Annotated in this window: 24 protein-coding genes; 22 read left to right on the forward strand and 2 right to left on the reverse strand. The window is 27.3% G+C overall.

Features of this window, described 5'->3' with window-relative positions; translation table 11 throughout:
- Positions 1-156 precede the first annotated feature (156 nt).
- From KMP69_RS04465 to KMP69_RS04560, 20 genes are all read left to right on the forward strand, one after another.
- The gene (locus KMP69_RS04465; protein WP_214399276.1) at positions 157-468 is read left to right on the forward strand and encodes a hypothetical protein; all 312 of its coding nucleotides are present in this window, start codon (positions 157-159) and stop codon (positions 466-468) included.
- Between the two features lie 76 nt (positions 469-544).
- Positions 545-916 (forward strand): hypothetical protein, encoded by a 372-nt coding sequence (locus KMP69_RS04470; protein ID WP_214399277.1) that lies wholly within the window; start codon positions 545-547, stop codon positions 914-916.
- Positions 917-1,220: 304 nt separating this feature from the next.
- Positions 1,221-1,403: an antitoxin gene (locus KMP69_RS04475; protein ID WP_214399278.1), complete on the forward strand. Its 183-nt coding sequence runs from the start codon at positions 1,221-1,223 to the stop codon at positions 1,401-1,403.
- A gap of 15 nt (positions 1,404-1,418) precedes the next feature.
- Positions 1,419-1,676, forward strand: a complete 258-nt coding sequence (locus tag KMP69_RS04480; RefSeq protein WP_214400749.1) for a type II toxin-antitoxin system RelE family toxin — start codon at positions 1,419-1,421, stop codon at positions 1,674-1,676.
- 272 nt (positions 1,677-1,948) lie between these two features.
- The gene (locus tag KMP69_RS04485) at positions 1,949-2,251 is read left to right on the forward strand and encodes a hypothetical protein (RefSeq protein WP_214399279.1); all 303 of its coding nucleotides are present in this window, start codon (positions 1,949-1,951) and stop codon (positions 2,249-2,251) included.
- A 461-nt stretch (positions 2,252-2,712) separates the two neighbouring features.
- Positions 2,713-3,252 (forward strand): stage II sporulation protein M, encoded by a 540-nt coding sequence (locus KMP69_RS04490; RefSeq protein ID WP_214399280.1) that lies wholly within the window; start codon positions 2,713-2,715, stop codon positions 3,250-3,252.
- Positions 3,253-3,565: 313 nt separating this feature from the next.
- Complete coding sequence (locus KMP69_RS04495; RefSeq protein ID WP_214399281.1) at positions 3,566-3,817, forward strand: hypothetical protein; 252 nt, start codon at positions 3,566-3,568, stop codon at positions 3,815-3,817.
- Positions 3,818-4,214: 397 nt separating this feature from the next.
- Positions 4,215-4,754, forward strand: a complete 540-nt coding sequence (locus tag KMP69_RS04500) for a stage II sporulation protein M (protein ID WP_214399282.1) — start codon at positions 4,215-4,217, stop codon at positions 4,752-4,754.
- Positions 4,755-4,808: 54 nt separating this feature from the next.
- Positions 4,809-5,462, forward strand: coding sequence for a YIP1 family protein (locus KMP69_RS04505; RefSeq protein ID WP_214399283.1), 654 nt, complete (start codon positions 4,809-4,811; stop codon positions 5,460-5,462).
- Positions 5,463-5,476: 14 nt separating this feature from the next.
- On the forward strand, positions 5,477-6,997 hold the full coding sequence (locus KMP69_RS04510) for a CARDB domain-containing protein (protein WP_214399284.1): 1,521 nt from the start codon (positions 5,477-5,479) through the stop codon (positions 6,995-6,997).
- Entirely contained in the window at positions 6,990-7,697 is a 708-nt protein-coding gene (locus KMP69_RS04515; RefSeq protein WP_214399285.1) for an ABC transporter ATP-binding protein, read from the forward strand. The genes KMP69_RS04510 and KMP69_RS04515 overlap by 8 nt, the downstream gene beginning before the upstream one ends.
- Entirely contained in the window at positions 7,687-8,085 is a 399-nt protein-coding gene (locus KMP69_RS04520) for a hypothetical protein (RefSeq protein WP_214399286.1), read from the forward strand. Before KMP69_RS04515 ends, KMP69_RS04520 begins: the two co-directional genes overlap by 11 nt.
- 5 nt (positions 8,086-8,090) lie before the next feature.
- Positions 8,091-9,188 carry an ABC transporter permease gene (locus KMP69_RS04525; protein WP_214399287.1) on the forward strand — a complete coding sequence of 366 codons (1,098 nt, stop codon included), beginning with the start codon at positions 8,091-8,093 and terminating at the stop codon, positions 9,186-9,188.
- 19 nt (positions 9,189-9,207) lie between these two features.
- A complete protein-coding gene (locus KMP69_RS04530; RefSeq protein WP_214399288.1) occupies positions 9,208-10,092 on the forward strand; it encodes an AIR synthase related protein in 885 nt (294 codons plus the stop codon).
- 55 nt (positions 10,093-10,147) lie between these two features.
- Positions 10,148-11,386 (forward strand): methanogenesis marker 15 protein, encoded by a 1,239-nt coding sequence (locus KMP69_RS04535; RefSeq protein WP_214399289.1) that lies wholly within the window; start codon positions 10,148-10,150, stop codon positions 11,384-11,386.
- Between the two features lie 85 nt (positions 11,387-11,471).
- Positions 11,472-12,038 carry a methanogenesis marker 17 protein gene (locus KMP69_RS04540; RefSeq protein WP_214399290.1) on the forward strand — a complete coding sequence of 189 codons (567 nt, stop codon included), beginning with the start codon at positions 11,472-11,474 and terminating at the stop codon, positions 12,036-12,038.
- A gap of 485 nt (positions 12,039-12,523) precedes the next feature.
- On the forward strand, positions 12,524-12,868 hold the full coding sequence (locus KMP69_RS04545) for a roadblock/LC7 domain-containing protein (protein WP_214399291.1): 345 nt from the start codon (positions 12,524-12,526) through the stop codon (positions 12,866-12,868).
- 51 nt (positions 12,869-12,919) lie between these two features.
- Positions 12,920-13,495 (forward strand): hypothetical protein, encoded by a 576-nt coding sequence (locus KMP69_RS04550; protein ID WP_250543573.1) that lies wholly within the window; start codon positions 12,920-12,922, stop codon positions 13,493-13,495.
- 184 nt (positions 13,496-13,679) lie between these two features.
- A complete protein-coding gene (locus tag KMP69_RS04555) occupies positions 13,680-14,540 on the forward strand; it encodes a radical SAM protein (protein WP_214399293.1) in 861 nt (286 codons plus the stop codon).
- Positions 14,541-14,544: 4 nt separating this feature from the next.
- The gene (locus KMP69_RS04560; RefSeq protein ID WP_214399294.1) at positions 14,545-15,150 is read left to right on the forward strand and encodes a DUF366 family protein; all 606 of its coding nucleotides are present in this window, start codon (positions 14,545-14,547) and stop codon (positions 15,148-15,150) included.
- Position 15,151: 1 nt separating this feature from the next.
- Here the strand turns inward: KMP69_RS04560 and KMP69_RS04565 are convergent, their stop codons facing one another.
- A complete protein-coding gene (locus KMP69_RS04565; RefSeq protein ID WP_214399295.1) occupies positions 15,152-16,171 on the reverse strand; it encodes a M24 family metallopeptidase in 1,020 nt (339 codons plus the stop codon).
- A 28-nt stretch (positions 16,172-16,199) separates the two neighbouring features.
- Here KMP69_RS04565 and KMP69_RS04570 point away from each other — a divergent pair, with 28 nt between their 5' ends.
- Complete coding sequence (locus KMP69_RS04570; RefSeq protein ID WP_214399296.1) at positions 16,200-16,706, forward strand: chorismate pyruvate-lyase family protein; 507 nt, start codon at positions 16,200-16,202, stop codon at positions 16,704-16,706.
- A 152-nt stretch (positions 16,707-16,858) separates the two neighbouring features.
- The gene (gene amrS, locus KMP69_RS04575) at positions 16,859-17,860 is read left to right on the forward strand and encodes an AmmeMemoRadiSam system radical SAM enzyme (protein ID WP_214399297.1); all 1,002 of its coding nucleotides are present in this window, start codon (positions 16,859-16,861) and stop codon (positions 17,858-17,860) included.
- A gap of 16 nt (positions 17,861-17,876) precedes the next feature.
- Here amrS and mer read toward each other — a convergent pair whose 3' ends face one another.
- Entirely contained in the window at positions 17,877-18,872 is a 996-nt protein-coding gene (gene mer, locus KMP69_RS04580) for a 5,10-methylenetetrahydromethanopterin reductase (RefSeq protein WP_214399298.1), read from the reverse strand.
- Positions 18,873-18,947 lie beyond the last annotated feature (75 nt).

The following is an 18,947-nucleotide window of genomic DNA, read 5'->3' on the forward strand; positions in this document are numbered from 1 at the left end:
CTTCTTATTTTGATTAAATCGTTATATATGTTATGAAAAATGTGGATGTTAGTGATAATGTAATAAAAAATTAAAAAATAGTTGGCGATGATGCCTCATATAGAGGCGGAGCCATTATTAACGGGCTATATTGAACCACCATAAAGAGGTGGCAATATGAATATATTAAAGGGTAGTGTATTAAAAGTTTTCGGAGCTGTAGTTTTAGTTAGTATGATAGGTGCCTTAGTAGCTGAGCCTGTTGTTTTTGGGAATTTGGGTGCATATTATTATTATAAGCATTCAAAAGAAGGTGGAGCTTCAGTAGATGATATAAATGCGATTATGAGAGGTACTGGAAATATATTAAGAGGCGGATTGTTTTTATTGGAAGTTTCAGAAATGGGTGCCGAAGCAGGATTATTAGCAGCTGGAGTAGCTACTGGAGGAGTAGCATTAATTGCTATTGGTACACTTTCATTGGCATAATATATTATAAATATATTATAATTTTTTTATCATTAATTTCTAATAATTTTTTAATTAAAAAATGGTGGGGACAATAATGATAAATTTAACAGAACATTTTGCTATTTACTTATTTGCATTAATAATTACTTATTTGTTGCTAATCTTTCCATTAAAAATTCCATTTAAGAAAAAGGTTATTACATTTTTGTTATCAATAGTGATGAGTTTATTAATCAGTATGGGTATATATTTATTTGTAGATAGGCATTTATTTTACAATGCAATGATATGTTCATTTTTGATAATTATGATTTTGACATTTACATATTCAGAATATATCCTTCTTAAGAAATACAATTGGAAAATATCTGAAACAATAATGTTAAATGCTGAGCAGTATTTAATATTTGTATTATTTACAGCTTTTGAATTATATATGCTACTACGGTATTTACATATAATTTAGTATAAATAATTTGATGTAATCCTTAATTAGATTAGTGTTTAACATAAATTAGCTAAATCATAAATATCTAACTGAAGATAATAATAACTAAAAATAATGAAATCTAACTAAGTGAAACCATGAAAAACCTACCTATTAATATTAACAATTCTAATTTTCTATTTGGCTTTTTTATAAAGCTAAAAATCTATGGCTGCTTTCGTAGAGGTTTATATTCACTCCAAAAATAGCAAATTATTTATTAACATAAAATAATAATTAACAATAATAAATAATTATAATAAATAATTATTTGGTGATTAAAATGGGCATTGTTCAATCATATATTACAGATGAGAAAGGAAATATTAAAGGGGTTATAGTAGATTATAAGATATTTAAAAAAATTGAAGAATTATTATTAGATTATGGACTTTTAAAGGCAATGGAAGAGGTAGAAGATGAGGAAGAAATTGATTTAGAAACGGCTAAAAAGTTATTAGAATAGTGAAATTATGAAAGTATATTTAAAAAATCTTTTATTAAAGATTTAAAAAATCTACCTAAAAACATCCAGAGAAAAATTAAAAAATTAGTTTTTGAAGAAATTCCAAATAAAAATAGTTTATCTGAAATTCCAGATGTAAAAAAGTTAAAAGGGTCAGAGAATTACTACAGAATTAGAATAGGGGATTATAGAATTGGTTTTAAATATGAAAATGGGAAGATTATTTTTTATAGAGTATTACACAGAAAACAGATTTACAAAAAATTTCCATGATTTATATTAGGTTTTTTGTAAAGTTTTAGTTATTTTACAATTATTAAAAATCTTAATTGGCTAATTATTTGTATATTTATACATTACTATTTAGTTTGAAATAGTAATATATATGAGTTTTTACAATTGTAATTACGAAAAATGATATGGATATTAAATAATATGTTAAAGTTACCTATAAAAAAATTAAAAAATAGTTGGCGATGATGCCTCATATAGAGGCAGAGCCAATATTAACGGGCTATATTGAACCACCATAAAGAGGTGGCATTATGAAATTTTTGGGAAAGGATGTATATAAGATTTTTGGAGCTGTAGTTTTGATTAGTATGATAGGTGCCTTAGTTGCTGAGCCTGTTGCTTTGGGAGATATTGGAGTTGCATATTATTTAAAATATCATAACGATTATGGATATATTGATGATGGAAAAGACTATGGTGAAAAAGGAATAAAAATTCTTGCAACTGTAGCTGCAATTGAAGAAGTTGAAGGAACAACTGAAGCAGCTGTTTTAGCTGCATGTAGTCTTACTGGTATAGGATTAGTAGCTGTGGGAGTCACAATGGTTTGCTAAATTTATGATAAGTATAAGTGGAGTGATAATGGTGAAATCTTTTATTTTTTATTTTTTTCATAATTGGCGTACAATATTAAATTTATGGGTAGTATTTATTGTTGTTTTATTAGCTATTGTAGCATTAAAACCTAAAATATCTATTAACATTAAAAAATCTATGGCTATATTGGTTATTTGTATAATTTATACATTACTAGATATATTTGCTTATTATTATGTTATAGGGAATATTAGTTTAAACATATTGTCTAATATTTTTATATCTGTTGTATTATTTGGACTTGGGATAATATTGTATGTTAAGTACCAGTCTGAAAAATTAACAAATAAAACTGTTAAATATGCAGCAATTGTGTTATTGGTTTTGTCTTTAATAGATATAATAGAATTATATATAAAAATTCTAATTAAATTAGTTTCTTAATTTAAATATTTGATTCAAATCAGCCTGTGAAACCATGAAAAACCTACCTATAATATTAACAATTTTAATCTTCTCAATAGGATTCATATCTGGCTTTATACTCATAAATGACTTTTCAAAAAACTACAAAGGAGAAGAAATAAATCAAAAGTTAAATATAAAATTTAATTTTCCTTTTATATTAACAAACAACTTAAAAGTTATCTTTTTAATGTTAGCTGGCTCTATAACTTTCGGTTTATCCACTTTTATAAACTTAATATACAACGGTTTTAATGTAGGTGTTTTAATTGGTTCCACATTTCAAACTAATGAACCTTTAAAATTAATTTTAGCCTTAATTCTTCCGCACGGAATATTTGAAATCCCAGCACTATTAATATCAGCAGTAGCAGGTTTCAAAATCCCCTATGAAATAACTCTTTATCTCTTAGACAAAAAAGAAAAACCAATAACAGAAGAAGATATAAAAGAATTTTTAAAATTAGCATTAATTTCAATAATATTGATAATTATAGCCGCTTTTGTGGAGGTTTATATCACTCCAAAAGTAGCAAATTTAATTCTAAAATGAATTTTACTTTTTTAAAGTTTTAGTTATTTTACAGTTATCAAAAATCTTAATTGGCTAATTATATACTTTACTATTTAGTTTGAAATAGTAATATATATATGAGTTTTTACAATTGTAATTACGAAAAATAATATGGATATTAAAAAATATGTTAAAGTTACCTATAAAAAAATTAAAAAATAGTTGGCGATGATGCCCTCTATGGGCGGAGCCATTATTAACGGGCTATATTGAACCACCATAAAGAGGTGGCAATATGAATATATTAAAGGGTAGTGTATTAAAAGTTTTCGGAGCTGTAGTTTTAGTAAGCATGATAGGTGTCTTAGTCGCTGAGCCTGTCGCTTTGGGTGATATTGGAGCTGCGGCATACATTTATGGAGATGCTACAGGTAATACTTTCGTTAAGAAGTTTGGCGAATATTCAACTAAAATTGGAAACGTTTATGCAGTAGGTGCTGCGGCTTTAGGAGAAGCTACTTATATATATACTATTGGAACTATTGCAGCAATTGGAATTTCAGGACCAGCACTTGCTGGAGCAGCTGTTGCTGTCTTAGCTTAAACACTTTAACCTAATTTTTATATTTTTTAAGGTGTCATTATGGTAAGTTCAATAGATTATATATTAATATTCGCAATATTTTTTATGGTTTTAGGAGCTTTTAGAAACTTTATAAACGCATATAGACCTCTAAAAGAAAATAAAAATGCAAAAATCATAAAAAAATGGAGATTTACTATACACATTACTCCCCATGCAGACAAAAAAACATATCTTAATTGTATATTATGGATAAATTTTGTGATTTTAATATATAGTATAGCTCTTGGCATTATTTTGATAAAATACTCAGTAAATCCCAAAATCCTAATAACCCCTATGTTTTTAATCACTGCATTTTCACTTTATATAATTAGTATGATATTTATTATAAAACGAAGATAGTAACTGTGAAACCATGAAAAACTTTCCAATAATATTAACAATTTTAATCTTCTCAATAGGATTCATATCTGGTTTTATATTCATAAATGACTTTTCAAAAAACTACAAAGAAGAAGAAATAAATCAAAAGTTAAATATAAAATTTAATTTTCCTTTTATATTAACAAACAACTTAAAAGTTATATTTTTAATGTTAGCAGGTTCTATAACTTTTGGTTTATCCACTTTTATAAACTTAATATTCAACGGTTTTAATGTAGGTGTTTTAATTGGTTCGACTTTCCAAACTAATGAACCTTTAAAATTAATTTTAGCCTTAATTCTTCCACACGGCATATTTGAAATTCCGGCAATGCTTATATCTGCACTTGCTGGGTTTAAGATTCCTTATGAAATAACTCTCTATTTATTAGACAAAAAACAAAAACCACTTACAGAAGAAGATATAAAAGAATTCTTAAAATTAGCATTAATTTCAATAATATTAATTGTTATAGCCGCTTTCGTAGAGGTTTATATTACACCAAAAGTAGCAAATTATTTATTAACATAAAATTTAAATATAACTAAATACTAATTAACCACTAAAAAAATAACGGGGGATATAATGGATATAAAGGAACTCATCTTAAATCCAAACAACTTCTTTAAAAATTTGTCTAATAAAGAAATCTCTCTTAAAGAGCCCTTTATTATTGTCTTAGTTTTCTCTATACTTTTATCAATATACTCCTACTATACATCATCAGTTATGTTTAAAATCTTTCCTCCAGATATGCAGAGCATGTTATCATTTATGACAATTATATCAGCGATTTCAGCATTTATTGGAGGGTTTGTGGCGTGGCTATTAATAGCAATAGTTATGCATATTATATCAATGGCATTTGGTGGGAATGGCTCTTTTAAAAGAACTTTTGAATTCACTGGCTATGGATTTTTACCTAATTTAATTGCTTTATGTATAACTATACCAATTGGATACTATTTCCTATCAAATGTTCATATTCCTACATTATCAATGGAACAACTACAAAACCCTATTATTGTTAAAATGGTTATGAAACAGATATTTCCAAAAACTTTAATATACACCAATACATTAATAGGATTTGCTGTAACGATATGGAACTTATATATATGGACTTATGCTATAAAATATGCAAGAAACTTAGAGTTAAAGAAGGCATTTATAACTGCATTAATCCCAACAGTTATATTTGGTTTATATCAACTATACAGTGTATTAAAATTTCTATAAATTGAGGGAAAAATATGAGAGAATTAAAAAATCTATTAATTACTTTTTTACTTTTTATTCTTTTAACTCAAACCTCTGCCTATATAACATTTAAAAATATTGACTATAAAACTCAATACTTAGAGCCTTCAAAAACCTATGATTTATATGTAACATTTGAATCAGATGAGGAGATTAACAACACCGTTGTTTATATAAAACCTTACAACCAAATGTCAGAAGAATATATTCAAATAATTAAAGGTAAGCAGTGGATAGGACATCTTTTCCCATCTGAAATTGGTGTTGCTCATTTTATTATAAAAATTAAAGATAATGCACCAAATTATGACTATAAAATGGTAGTTTATTGTAACTATACTAAAAATGGAGAACAATACTCTGAAAATAGAATTTTTACACTTCCTGTAAGAGGAAAGGCAAATATTATAATAAAACCTAAAAGTAATATTCTAAAAGTTGGAACTAATAAAGTTTTAATTCTATTAACTAATAAAGGAACAGGAACAGCTGAGAATATTAAAATAACCTTTCAAAATTCAAACAATTTAGTAATTTTAGGAGACAATACTTTTACAATAACATCTTTGAGTCCTAAAATTACAACTTGCATTCCACTAACAATATTTGCTAAAAAAGAGGGAGTTTATTCTATAAATTATAAAATATCCTACGAAAATCCTTATGATTTATTGGAATTAACTCAAAAATCAGAAACAATAAACGGGGATTCAAAAACAGAAACATTAACATATCAGAATAAAAATATAGTTGAAAATACAGGAATTATATCATTCAATGTGTTTCCAAATAAATTAATTTCGATAAATATAAATAATCCAATAATAACAGTTGGAAAAATTAATAATTTAACAATCACAATAAAAAATAATTATAAAGATTCTTTATTTATAGTCCAAATAAGTAAATACTTTATTGGAAATAACCAAAAAACCGTATTCATTAAAAAAGGAGAAACAAAAAATATAACATTCCAAATAAAAGTAGATAAAGAAGGAATTACCTCAATTCCCGTAGTTATATACTTTGATAACAACCAAATAGAGAAAAACTTAACGATAGATGTTATAGGAAAGGCAGATTTAGTTTTAAGTGGGATTGATGTAGAAAGTTCATTTAATGAGGTAAAAATAACAGGGGATATTGACAATATAGGAACTGGAAAGGCGAAGAGTGTTCTAATCTCAATAGTAAGAACTAAGAATATAATCCCAAAAAAGCCATATGAGAACTATTTTGTAGGAACATTAAATCCTGATGATTATGGAAGTTTTGAATTACACTGTGTAATAAATGGAAATGTAAGCGAAATTCCAATTAAAATAACATATAGGGACGAAAATAATAACCTAATTACTATCAATAAAACAATAAAAATTAATAAAGAAGTTATTTCCTTAAAAAATGAAAATAGTGAGGAAATTAATTATTTAGTAATAGGGATAGGAATTATATTTGTTATAGGAGTGGTTTATTTGATTTATAGAGGATTTAAAAAGGGAAAAAATGATTAAACTAAAAAATGTAACAAAAATCTACAAAATGGGAGATGAGACAATATATGCTTTAAAAAATGTAAATCTAACTATTGATGAGGGGGAATTTGTTTCAATTATGGGCCCTTCTGGAAGTGGAAAATCAACTTTATTAAATATTATTGGTTGTTTGGACAAACCAACAGAAGGAGAGGTTTATATTGACAATATAAGGACAAATGACTTAGATGACAATGAATTAACAAAAATTAGGAGAGATAAAATTGGTTTTGTCTTTCAGCAATTTAATTTAATTCCTTTACTAACAGCCTTGGAAAATGTAGAACTTCCACTAATTTTTAAGTATAGAAATTCAATGAGTAAAGAAGAGAGAAGAAAAAGGGCTTTAGAGTGTTTAAAAATGGCTGAATTAGAGGAGAGATTTGCCAATCATAAGCCAAATCAATTGAGTGGGGGACAACAGCAAAGAGTAGCTATAGCGAGGGCTTTGGCAAATAATCCACCAATTATATTAGCAGATGAACCAACGGGAGCTTTAGACAGTAAGACTGGAGAAAAGATTATGATGTTGTTAAAAAAATTAAATGAAAATGGAAAAACTATAATTGTAGTTACTCACGACCCAAATGTTGCAAGATTTGGAAATAGAATAATTTACATTAAAGATGGAAGAATTGAGAAAGAAGAGGTATTAATTAGGGGAGATTATGATAAATAAAGAATCAAATTATGACAAAACTAAGTCAGTTATCATAGGGATTTTTATTTTTATTTTAATGCTAATTGTTGTTGAATATCTTATTGAACTCTTTGTAATTAACTATCTACCAAAATCATCTATAAATTGGGATAATGTAATTTATTCGTTTATATCTCCAATATGTGTATTTCTCTCTTTTTCATTATCAACATACTTTTTTTCAAAAGGTAAAGTTAAAGAGTTTGCAAAATTCACAGTAAAATTTTTTGGAGTATCATTTATTATAGGAATTATCTTCTTATTTCTTTGGATATTTTTTAAAAGAGAGATTCCTTCAATGGGCGGCTATACAATAGTTGTTTTACTTTTATTTTTAGAGAATATCTTTGAAAAGTTAGATAAGTGATATTTATGTATTTTGAAATGGCTAAGAGAAATTTAAAAAGGCATTTTTTGAGAAGTATTTTAGCATTGTTAGGGATAATTATTGGAGTAGCGGCAATATCTTCATTAGGAATTTTGGGAGGAGGATTAAAACAAGGAATTATGGAAAATTTGGGAAGTATTTCAAATTATATTATAATATTTCCAAATTATCAGAATGGATATACATCAATTGATAAAAAAGATATTGATAGATTAAGAATTTTAAATTGTAAGATTATTCCAATTTATGCCTCATCGGATTATGTGTATATAAAAGGTAAAAATAAAAGGGCTTATGCAAATATCTTTGGTATTGATAAAAATGATATAAAGTATTTAAATTTAGGAGTAAAAGTTTCAGACACATCAGCTGCTGTTGATACCTTTTTTTCAAAAGTAAATGATGTTAGTATTGGAAATCAATTGGAGATAAAAAATATATCTTTAAGAATTAATGGAATATACAATAGTACATTTCTTTTTCCAGATAACTCTTTAATTTTAACCGCAAAAACATATAAAAGATTTTATGGAAATGAGAATTATTCAAGAGTTATTTTATATGTCAAAAACATAAATGATATAAATAAAATCAAAAATGAAACTGAAAAAATCCTAAATAGGAATGAGAAAAAATATATCATTTTATCCTTAAATTCAATAATTAACAAGATTAATGACGTTATAAATAAAGTTTCTTACTTTTTAATGGGTATAGGGGCTATTTCTCTATTAGTTGCTGGAATTGGAATTGGAAACGTTATGTTAATGAGTGTTGTTGAAAGAACAAAAGAAATTGGAGTAATGAGAAGTTTGGGAGCTTCAAAAAGAGACATTATATTATTATTTTTATATGAGGCATTAATTTTGGGGATTATTGGTTCTTTAATAGGATCATTTTTGAGTTTATTCTTTGGTTATTTAATTGTACATTATCTGTTAAAAACATCACTATCTTATTATGCAATAGTTTATATGATAATTGGAACTATATTTGGAATTTTAACTTCTTTAATCTCTGCCTTATATCCTGCATATAAAGCGGCAAATTTAGACCCAATAAAGGCGTTAAGAAATGAATAATAAAATATTTGGTGTGATTATGGAAAATTTAGAATATGAGTTAAAGATTGCTATAAATCACATATTAGAAACAAATTATCCACGAAAAGCCTTTTGGCATTTTGATGACTTAGTTGAAAATTTAAAATGTGGTATTAAAGCAGGAGATGACGCTATAGTAGTAAATAATTTTGTTTTAAATATGGAAGGTCCATATCCTCTAAAATTAGGTAGTAAAACAGCATTAATTCATACAGCATGTGATGTAGTGGCAATGGGGGCTAAGCCAAAATTTGCATTAAATGCTATTCAAGCAAAAAATGAAGATGAGATAAAATATGCTGTTAATGGGTTAAGAAAGCAGAGTGTTGGCTTAAATATTCCAATAATTGGGGGAAATACTCAGACAATTGAAGGTCTAAAATCTTGCATTTCAGTAGCTGTTTTTGGGGAGTTAATTGACGAAAATTTAATAATAAGGGATGGAGGGGCTAAGGAAGGAGATTTATTAATTATGCTTGGAGATCCTGTAGAGGGCGATGTTGGAGAAAGAATTTATAAAGCAAAGAAAAAATTTGATACATACTTAGAAATTTTAAATAAAAATATTAAAATAAACGCCTGTAAAGATGCTTCAAGAGGAGGATGGTTAGGTAACCTATTGGAAATGTTAATTAAATCAAAGAAAGGGGCTAATATATATTCTCTCCCATATCCAAGAGCTACAAGATACTTGGGAACTTATATATTAGCAGTTCCAGAGGAAGAATATAAAAAAGTAGTTGATATTGCTGTAAAAAATAGATGTCCTATAATATTGTTTGGTAAGATATTGGAAAGACCAAGTTTGATTATAGGCACAAAGGAATATATATCAGAAAGTGATATGCTAAAATTGATAAAAAATTTTCCATATAAGTATTAAAAATAAATATTAAAAACTACTAAAAATACTATAATGAATTATGAAGGTGTAAAGTATGATAAAGATTGCATTATTAACATGCGGTGCAGAATGGAGCGGAGTTTATCGTGAAATAGAAAAAGCGGCTAATAGTGTTGGAGGAGAGTTAGTTTTTCCAGAAGTCGATTTATCGTATATTGATGAAGTTGAAGAAAGATTAGGTTTTAAGGTAGGATCTGCAAATTTAAAACTAATGTTTGCAAGGGCAATGTCAATTATTGAAGGAAATACAGATGCTGAGGCAGTGTTTATAGCAACATGTTTTAGATGTGCAGAAGGTGCATTGGTTAGAAATGAAGTTAGAAAACTTATTCAGCAGAATACCAATTTACCAGTTGTTATGTATTCTTTTACTGAAAGAACTAAGGCTTCTGAGTTATTAACAAGAATGGAAGCATTAACTACAATCGTTGAAAGAAAATCATTACTCGCAAGAAAGAAACAGGAAGGTATAAGTTTAGGAATAGATAGTGGTTCTACAACTACAAAGGCAGTTGTTATGATAGATGACGATGTTGCAGGAACTGGTTGGATCTATACTAAGGATGTAATTGGCTCTGCTAAAGAGGCAGTTGATAATGCATTAAAAGAGGCGGGAATATCATTAGATCAAGTAGAAACTATTGGAACAACTGGATATGGGAGATACACAGTTGGAAAATACTTTAATGCTGATTTAATACAAGAAGAATTAACTGTTAACTCAAAAGGAGCGGCATATTTGGCGGATAAGCAGGAAGGGGAGGCAACTGTTATAGACATTGGAGGGATGGATAATAAGGCTATCTCATTATATGATGCTATTCCTGATGGTTTCACTATGGGGGGAATCTGTGCTGGTGCAAGTGGTAGATTCTTTGAGATAACTGCAAGAAGGTTGGGGGTTTCTCTACAGGAGTTAGGAGAGTTGGCAGCAAAAGGTGATTGGAGAAAAATAAAAATGAATAGTTATTGTATTGTCTTTGGTATTCAAGATTTAGTTACAGCCTTAGCTGAAGGTGCAAAACCAGAAGATGTTGCTGCTGCTGCGGCTCACTCAGTTGCTGAGCAAGTTTTTGAGCAACAACTTCAAGAGGTAGATGTTAGAGATCCAGTAATATTGGTTGGAGGTAGTAGTTTGTTAAAAGGTTTAGTTTTAGCAATGGAAGAAGTTTTAGGAAGAAAGATTATTGTTCCAAGATACTCTCAATTAATTGGAGCTGTTGGAGCCGCTTTATTAGCATCTGGATTTAGATATAAAAAGATAAAATCATAACTTTGGTAAGAGTTTTAAATAAATTTTTATCTTTGATTTTATTAACTTTTTATTTAAATTTATTTAATTTTAGGAAGGGATGGCTATGGCTGAGATTATTGTTCAATGCGATGATAAAGCTGGAAAGGAAATATATACGAAAGTTATACAAACTGCATTGGAAGATTTGTTATTAGGAAAATCAATAATTAGAGTAGAATTTATTGCTAAAGAAAAAGAACCTTATTTTATATTGGGAGTTCTTCCAAAACCAACAAGAAAGATGATTAAAATAAGAGATTTTGCTGAAATTGTGGAACAAAAAAAACAAGATGGTAAAACCATATATAAGTTAAAGATAACTGATGAAACCTATGTTCCATACTTATTAAAAAAGATACATGTTATAGAGCAACCTTCAAGATTTGAGATTATAACTGATTCTGAAATTGATTTAGATATGGATATCTACGATACTCAGAAAGATTTTATAGATAAAGTAATGGATTTTATGAACAGAGTTTTTCCTGAGGGTATGAGGATCAGAAACACATACATAGACAAGGCTATTGTTTCAATAGCCTCTGAAAGACCATTTAAACCCGAAGAAATAGAAGAGGCTTTAAAATTAAAAGAAAAATTAGAGACAATGAATACCGCTGGATATTATTAAATTATATTTTTTATTTTATATATTTTTATTTAAATATTTAAATGTATAGATTTATGTATTTACAATACTTTACTATAATATAATAATATACTTTACTATAATATAATAATATACTTTACTATAATATAATAATATACTTTACTATAATATAATAATATACTTTACTATAATATAATAATATACTTTACTATAATATAATAATATACTTTACTATAATATAATAATATACTTTACTATAATATAATAATATACTTTACTATAATATAATAATATACTTTACTATAATATAATAATATACTTTACTATAATATAATAATATACTTTACTATAATATAATAATATACTTTACTATAATATAATAATATACTTTACTATAATATAATAATATACTTTACTATACGAAAATTTTAAATAGTTGACTTGTTAAAATAATTACTTCAAAAATTTAAAGTAAAATAATATGTTGTTGAATATTGAGGGAAAAAATGATAGATAGAGTATTAGTAGAATTAAATAAGACAGAAGGGATTAAAGGTTCAATGGTTGTAGGAAAAGATGGTTTAGTTATAGCCTCACAATTGCCAGGAAATGTCGATGCTGAACTTGTAGGGGCTATGGCATCTGCGGCATTTGGGGCTTCTGAAAGAACAATATCAGAAATAGGGATGGGTAATTTAGAGCAGGCAATGGTTGAAGGAGAGCATGGAAAAATATTGATGATTGATGCAGGAGAAGGAATTTTAGTCGTTTTAACAGATGCAAAAGTTAATTTAGGTTTAATTAGAATTAACATGAAAAGAGCCGCTGAAAAGATAAAGGCTATGATTTAAACATTAAAAATAAAGTTTAAATCTACCACCTTCAATATGGAGGTGGTGTATTTGGAGGGATACAGTATGAGCCAACAGGCAAAAGATTTATTACAAAAAGTTAATGGAGAGTGGAGAAATATGGATAGAGTTATTCCTTTAATGAATGCAGTGGTAACAGGATACATTATTGCAGTTTCAAAAGTTTTAGGAAGAGGAGCTACAGCAATGAGTCAAATGCTTATTAAGGAAATTGGAGATGTAATTGCTGAGATGGTTGACCAAATACTTGGTGATAAACAACTTAAATATAATGTTGAAAATAGAGCAGAGTTAATAAAATCTGCTTTACTTGAAATGGGTATCTGCAAAGATGTTGAGGTAATATCTGAAGGGAAAGAAAATGAAGAAACCCATATAATTAAAATTAAAGATTCTATATTCCTCCCAACACATATGGTTTTAGTTCATCAAGGTTATAAAGAGTTTCCATTAAGTCCAGAAGGGCTAATATGTGCCGCTATTGTAAGAAAAGTTTTAAGGACTAAAGAGGGAGGAAATGCTGAGGCACAAGTTAGAGTTAATACTAAACTTCCAACAGATGAAAAAACTTTAATTGTCGAAATTAAAGAAGTAAAAGCAAAATAAATTAAAATTTAATTGTAGTCACTATTTTAATAATCTATTAATTAATTTTTGTTCTTTTTATCATTTTATTTATAAACATAAATATACTAATTTATTATAATAACTAATATATAGAAAATATGGAAAATTTTATGTTAAGTTTAAGATAACATAAAAAGAAAAAGTTTAATCTTTTGTGATGAGTATGATAATTTTAAGAAACGAAATTTGCGATAAATTGGAAGATATTGTTAAAAATTTAAAGATAGTTAAGCATTGTATAGGATGTGAAGGGATAAATTTAGAAATTGAAAATCCTTATCATCATCCCTCTATAGAACTTACTCAAAAATGTAATTTGAACTGTATTTACTGTTATTCTAAGCATAAAAATATAAAGAGAGGTATTTATGGAAATTTAGAAAATGCAAAGGCGGTTACAATATCTCAATACGGAGAGCCACTAATGGATTTGGAAGGAGTAAAAAAAGGTATTGAATTTTGTAAGGATTTGGATTTAAGAGTGGATTTGCAAACCAATGGAGTTTTATTAAATGAAAAAATTATAGAGGAATTTAAAGATTTAGGTTTGGATATAATAATGATTAGTTTAAGTTCTTTTAATAGAGAAAAGTATAAATTATTAACTGGAAGGGATTACTTTTCCAAAGTTTTAGAGAATATAAAAATAGCCTCAAAGTATTTACATACAATTGTTAGAACTATATATATTCCAGGATTTAATGATAATGATTTATTAAAATTATCTAAAGAACTTAACGGCTATGTAGATGAAATTATGGTACATCATCTAATTTTATACAAAGAAAATGAGAATTCCTTAAAAAATCTAAATATAAACTTTGATGAGGTTGGTAAAATTAAAAATTTATTATTAATGGTAAATAAAATGCAAGAAAATTCCCCAAAAATTAATGTTACTATTAAAGGATGCTTATTAGTTCAATTAAAGGAAATGGATGGTTTTATATTAAACAATATAACTTATGATGTTTTTTCAGAAGTTCCAGATATTAAAAGGGAATATAAACCATTACCGTGGTGATTTTATGAACTTTGAGATTTTTGATACTGATTATATAACAATAATTTTTGTTAAAGATAAACTAAATTATACTGGAAGAGAGATAGAGCCGTTATGGGCTTTTAAAGTTTTTAATGTTCAAAAAGATAACATAGTTGTTTTTAGAGGTAAAATGGAAGTTCCAATTGATAATATGAAGGATTTGAAAGACATAAAAAGAGAAAAAGATATAGATATACCAATAAAATCTGATGATGCCATAAATTTTGTTATAGAGCATTTTGATAACATAGATTTAAAGACAATATATTTAAGGCAGAGATTGTTAGTTTGCATAACTAAAGAAATTATTGAAGATAATTGTAATTTAAAACTAAGGAGAGATGGGGATGATTTATACTATAATAACAAAAAACTGTCTGTATGTATTGCCTGTAAAGGAATTGTTTCTTCAAAGATACACTTAGGAATTAATGTAAAATCAAAAGGAGCAAAACATATAGAAATTATAGGATTGGAATATTTGGGAATAAAGGATATTGATAAAATTATGAAAGATATAGCAATTAAATATGCTGAGGAAATAAATAAAATAGAAAAAGATATTAGAAAGACACTTCCATTATATTAAATTAATATTCTGGAATTTTTGCCTTACTTAATTTTTCAAATCCATTTTTTTTAATTAAATATAAATCCTCAATTCTTATACCAAATTTATTTTTTAAATATAAACCTGGCTCAATAGTTATTATCATTCCCTCTTTTAAAATAACATCTTCATTATCTTTTAATTTGTTCGATAATCTTGGCTCCTCATGAACCTCTAAACCAACACCATGTCCCAAAGAGTGAATAAATAACTTTTCATAATCTCCTAAGAACTCTTTAACTATACTATCAAGTTGTTTAGCAGTAATTCCTTCTTTTAAATATTCTTCAGCAACTTTTTTTGCTTCATAAACTAAGTTGTAGATTTTTTTCATTTCTTCATCATCTTTTAATAAAAATGTTCTTGTTATGTCTGAACAATATCCTTCAAAAACAGCTCCAATGTCAATTAATAAAATATCCTCTATTTTATCTTTTGTAGGTAAAGCATGAGGGAAAGATGTCTTTTTACCAGAGACTACAATAGAATCAAATGCTGGCTTTATTGAACCATTTTTTTTCATAATATATTCTATCTCAGCCGCTAATTCATATTCATTTAAATCTTTAACATCATCTAAATTATTTAAAACCCAATTCATTGCCTTATCACTAATTTCAGCGGCTTTTTTAATTAATTCTATTTCATCTTTATCTTTAATCATTCTCATCTCTTTAATTTTGTTGGATATTATTTTATATTCTTTATCAATATATTTTAAATAACTAATTGATAGTTCTCTCTCAACTCCATCACATCCTTTAAATATTTCTTCCCAGCTTTTAAACTCTCTAATTTCTAAAAAATTAAAATTCTCTTCAGCATAATCTTTATCAAGTTTTCCAACATATAGATAAGGTTGTTCTTCAAAAACTAATACAGAAAAACTCATAAAATATTTTCCTAAAAAATAATTTATATTTTCCTTCTTTAATATCACCGCCTTTTTTATATTTTCACTTTCCATATATTTTAAGAATCTTTCAATTCTACTATTCATTATTATCACCAAAAGTAGTTGTGATATTATGATTATTTATAAAGAAATATCAAAACTAAATAAAAAATTTCCTTTGTTGAATGAAGAAAAAATACTCTTAGGAACTGATGGAAGTGTAACAAATATCTTAGAAATTTTATTTGAAGAAGTTTGTAAAGTAGAAACAATAAATCAAAAAATTGTCAATAATACAAATTATAGGGAGGTTATTCTTAAAGTTAATGAGACACCATTAGTTTATGCTATTTCAAAAACTCCTTTTAAAAATATTGAAGAGGAAAATCTTAGAGAAGAAATAAAAAAAGATTTATTGTCAGCAGATATTCCAATAGGAAAAATTATAAGAAAACACAACTTAGAAACAAGGAGGGAGATTAAATACATAGGCATTGCAGAGCTTGACGATAGATTAAAATCACTACTAAAAACCAAACATAATAAATTACCAAAAAGAACATATAATATAATATACAAAAATAAAATATTGATGGAAATCACTGAAATATTTGCTATTAGAGGAAAATTAGTAGATTAAGAGGCGTTGCTTCCATAAGGAAGCAATGCATCAATTTTGATGAAACTTTATTAAAGTTTCTTACAGAACTTTTTGCTATTAGGGATAAATTAGTGTATTAAGTAGCATTGCATTTGTAATTTTTAATTTCTTTAAGAATTGTTGGTGGAACTATGAGAGAGGCTATGTTTTATGAGAAATTAGATGATAATAAAGTTAGATGCAACTTATGTCCAAGACATTGTATAATTAATAATGGAAAAAGAGGATTTTGTTGGAATAAACAAAATATAAATGGAATTTTGTATGCTATTGGTTATGGGAAAGTTTGTTCTTTGGCAATAGACCCGATAGAAAAAAAGCCATTATTCCATTTCTATCCAACAACTCAAGTGGTTTCTTTAGCTATTGGAGGCTGTAATTTTAGATGCTTACACTGTCAAAATTGGACAATTTCCCAATTTCCACCTGATGAAATTCCTTATAGAGAAATGACACCAGAAGAAATAGTTGAGATTGCTATAAAATACAACTGTCCAGGAATTTCTTATACATATACGGAGCCAACAGTTTATTATGAATTTATGTATGACACTTCAGTTATAGCAAAAGAATATAACTTATTCAATGTCATGATTACCAACGGATACATAGAGAAAGAACCATTAAAGGCTTTGCCAGTAGATGCTATGAACATAGATATTAAAGGAAATGCTGATTTTTATAAAAAAGTTTGTAAGGCAACATTAGAACCAGTATTAGAAACCTGCAAATTAGCAAAAAAATTAGGAATACATGTAGAAGTAACGAATTTAATAGTTCCAGGTTATAATGACAATATAGACGATTTATTATTTATAATACACTTTGTAAGAGATGAATTAGGAAGAGAAACTCCACTACACTTTTCAAGATTTCATCCTGATTATAAATTAACAGATGTCCCTCCAACACCAATAGAAACCTTAGAGATGGCAAGAAATTTAGCTATTGAAGAAGGATTAAAGTATGTTTATATTGGAAATGTCCCTGGGCATGAGGGAGAAAATACTTATTGCCCAAATTGTGGAGCTTTGCTAATAGAAAGATATATATTTAACGCTAAAATAGTTAATTTAGATGTAGAAACAAAAAGATGCAAAGTCTGTGGAGAAAAAATTGATATAATTTTATAAAATAATTTTTATAAAATTACTCTTTTAATGCTGGGATTATCTTCTTACCTATTAATTTAATTGCTGTTTCTTTGTTTGGTCCAATTGGTGATCCAGCAACTATTTGAGTTACTCCCATTTCTGCTAATTTCTTACATTTTTCAATAACTTCTTCTGGTGTTCCGTAAATTGAGAATGCCTCTAACATAGTGTCATCAACAGTTCCAAAGGCTGTTCCAAAGTCTCCTTTTTTCAATGCCTCTCTAATTTTATTAACTTTTTCTTCATCAATACCATGTCTCTCTAAAACTACTGGTGGAGAACCTGCAGCAATGAATGCAACGACAGGAACAGCTGCTTGTTTAGCTTTTTCTGAGTTTTTATCTACTGACATACATGCATAAGCGGCAACATCAATTTCATCCATACTTCTTCCAGCAGCTTCAGCTCCTTTCTTAATTAATGGAATTGCCGCTTCAAAGTCTTTTGGATTTGATGCGTTAATTAAAACACCATCTGCAATCATACCAGCAGTCTCTAACATTTTAGGTCCTTGAGCCCCCACATAGACAGGGACTTTCTTTTGAATAGGCTTAACTGCTAATGCAGCTCCTGCCAATTTAACGACTTTTCCTTCAAAAGAGACTCTCTCTCCTGCTAATAATTTTCTAATAACTTCTATACTTTCTTTTAATGTTGTAACAGGCTTAACCCACTCAATACCCAATGTGTCAAATGTTGCTTTGTCCCCTGGACCAATACCTAAAACAGCTCTACCTCCAGATAACTCATCTAATGTAGCGATTGCTGAAGCAGTAATTGCTGGGTTTCTAACATATGGGTTGGTAACTCCTGGACCTAACTTAATTTTGTTTGTATTCATTGCTATAGCAGTTAAAGCCATATATACATTTCTATTGTTGTAGTGGTCTGTAATCCAACAGTATTCAAATCCATTATCTTCAGCCAACTTTACATAGTAACAGAGTTTTTGTATAGGTTCATTAGGAACAAATTCTATTCCAAATTTCATTATCTCACCTTTTTTATCATACTTTGTTTGTTATTAACAATTATTATATTATTACTTAATGATAGTAATTAAGTT

It is taken from the genome of Methanocaldococcus lauensis, from assembly GCF_902827225.1.
Classification (GTDB): Archaea; AGJL01; Methanococci; order Methanococcales; family Methanocaldococcaceae; genus Methanocaldococcus; species Methanocaldococcus lauensis.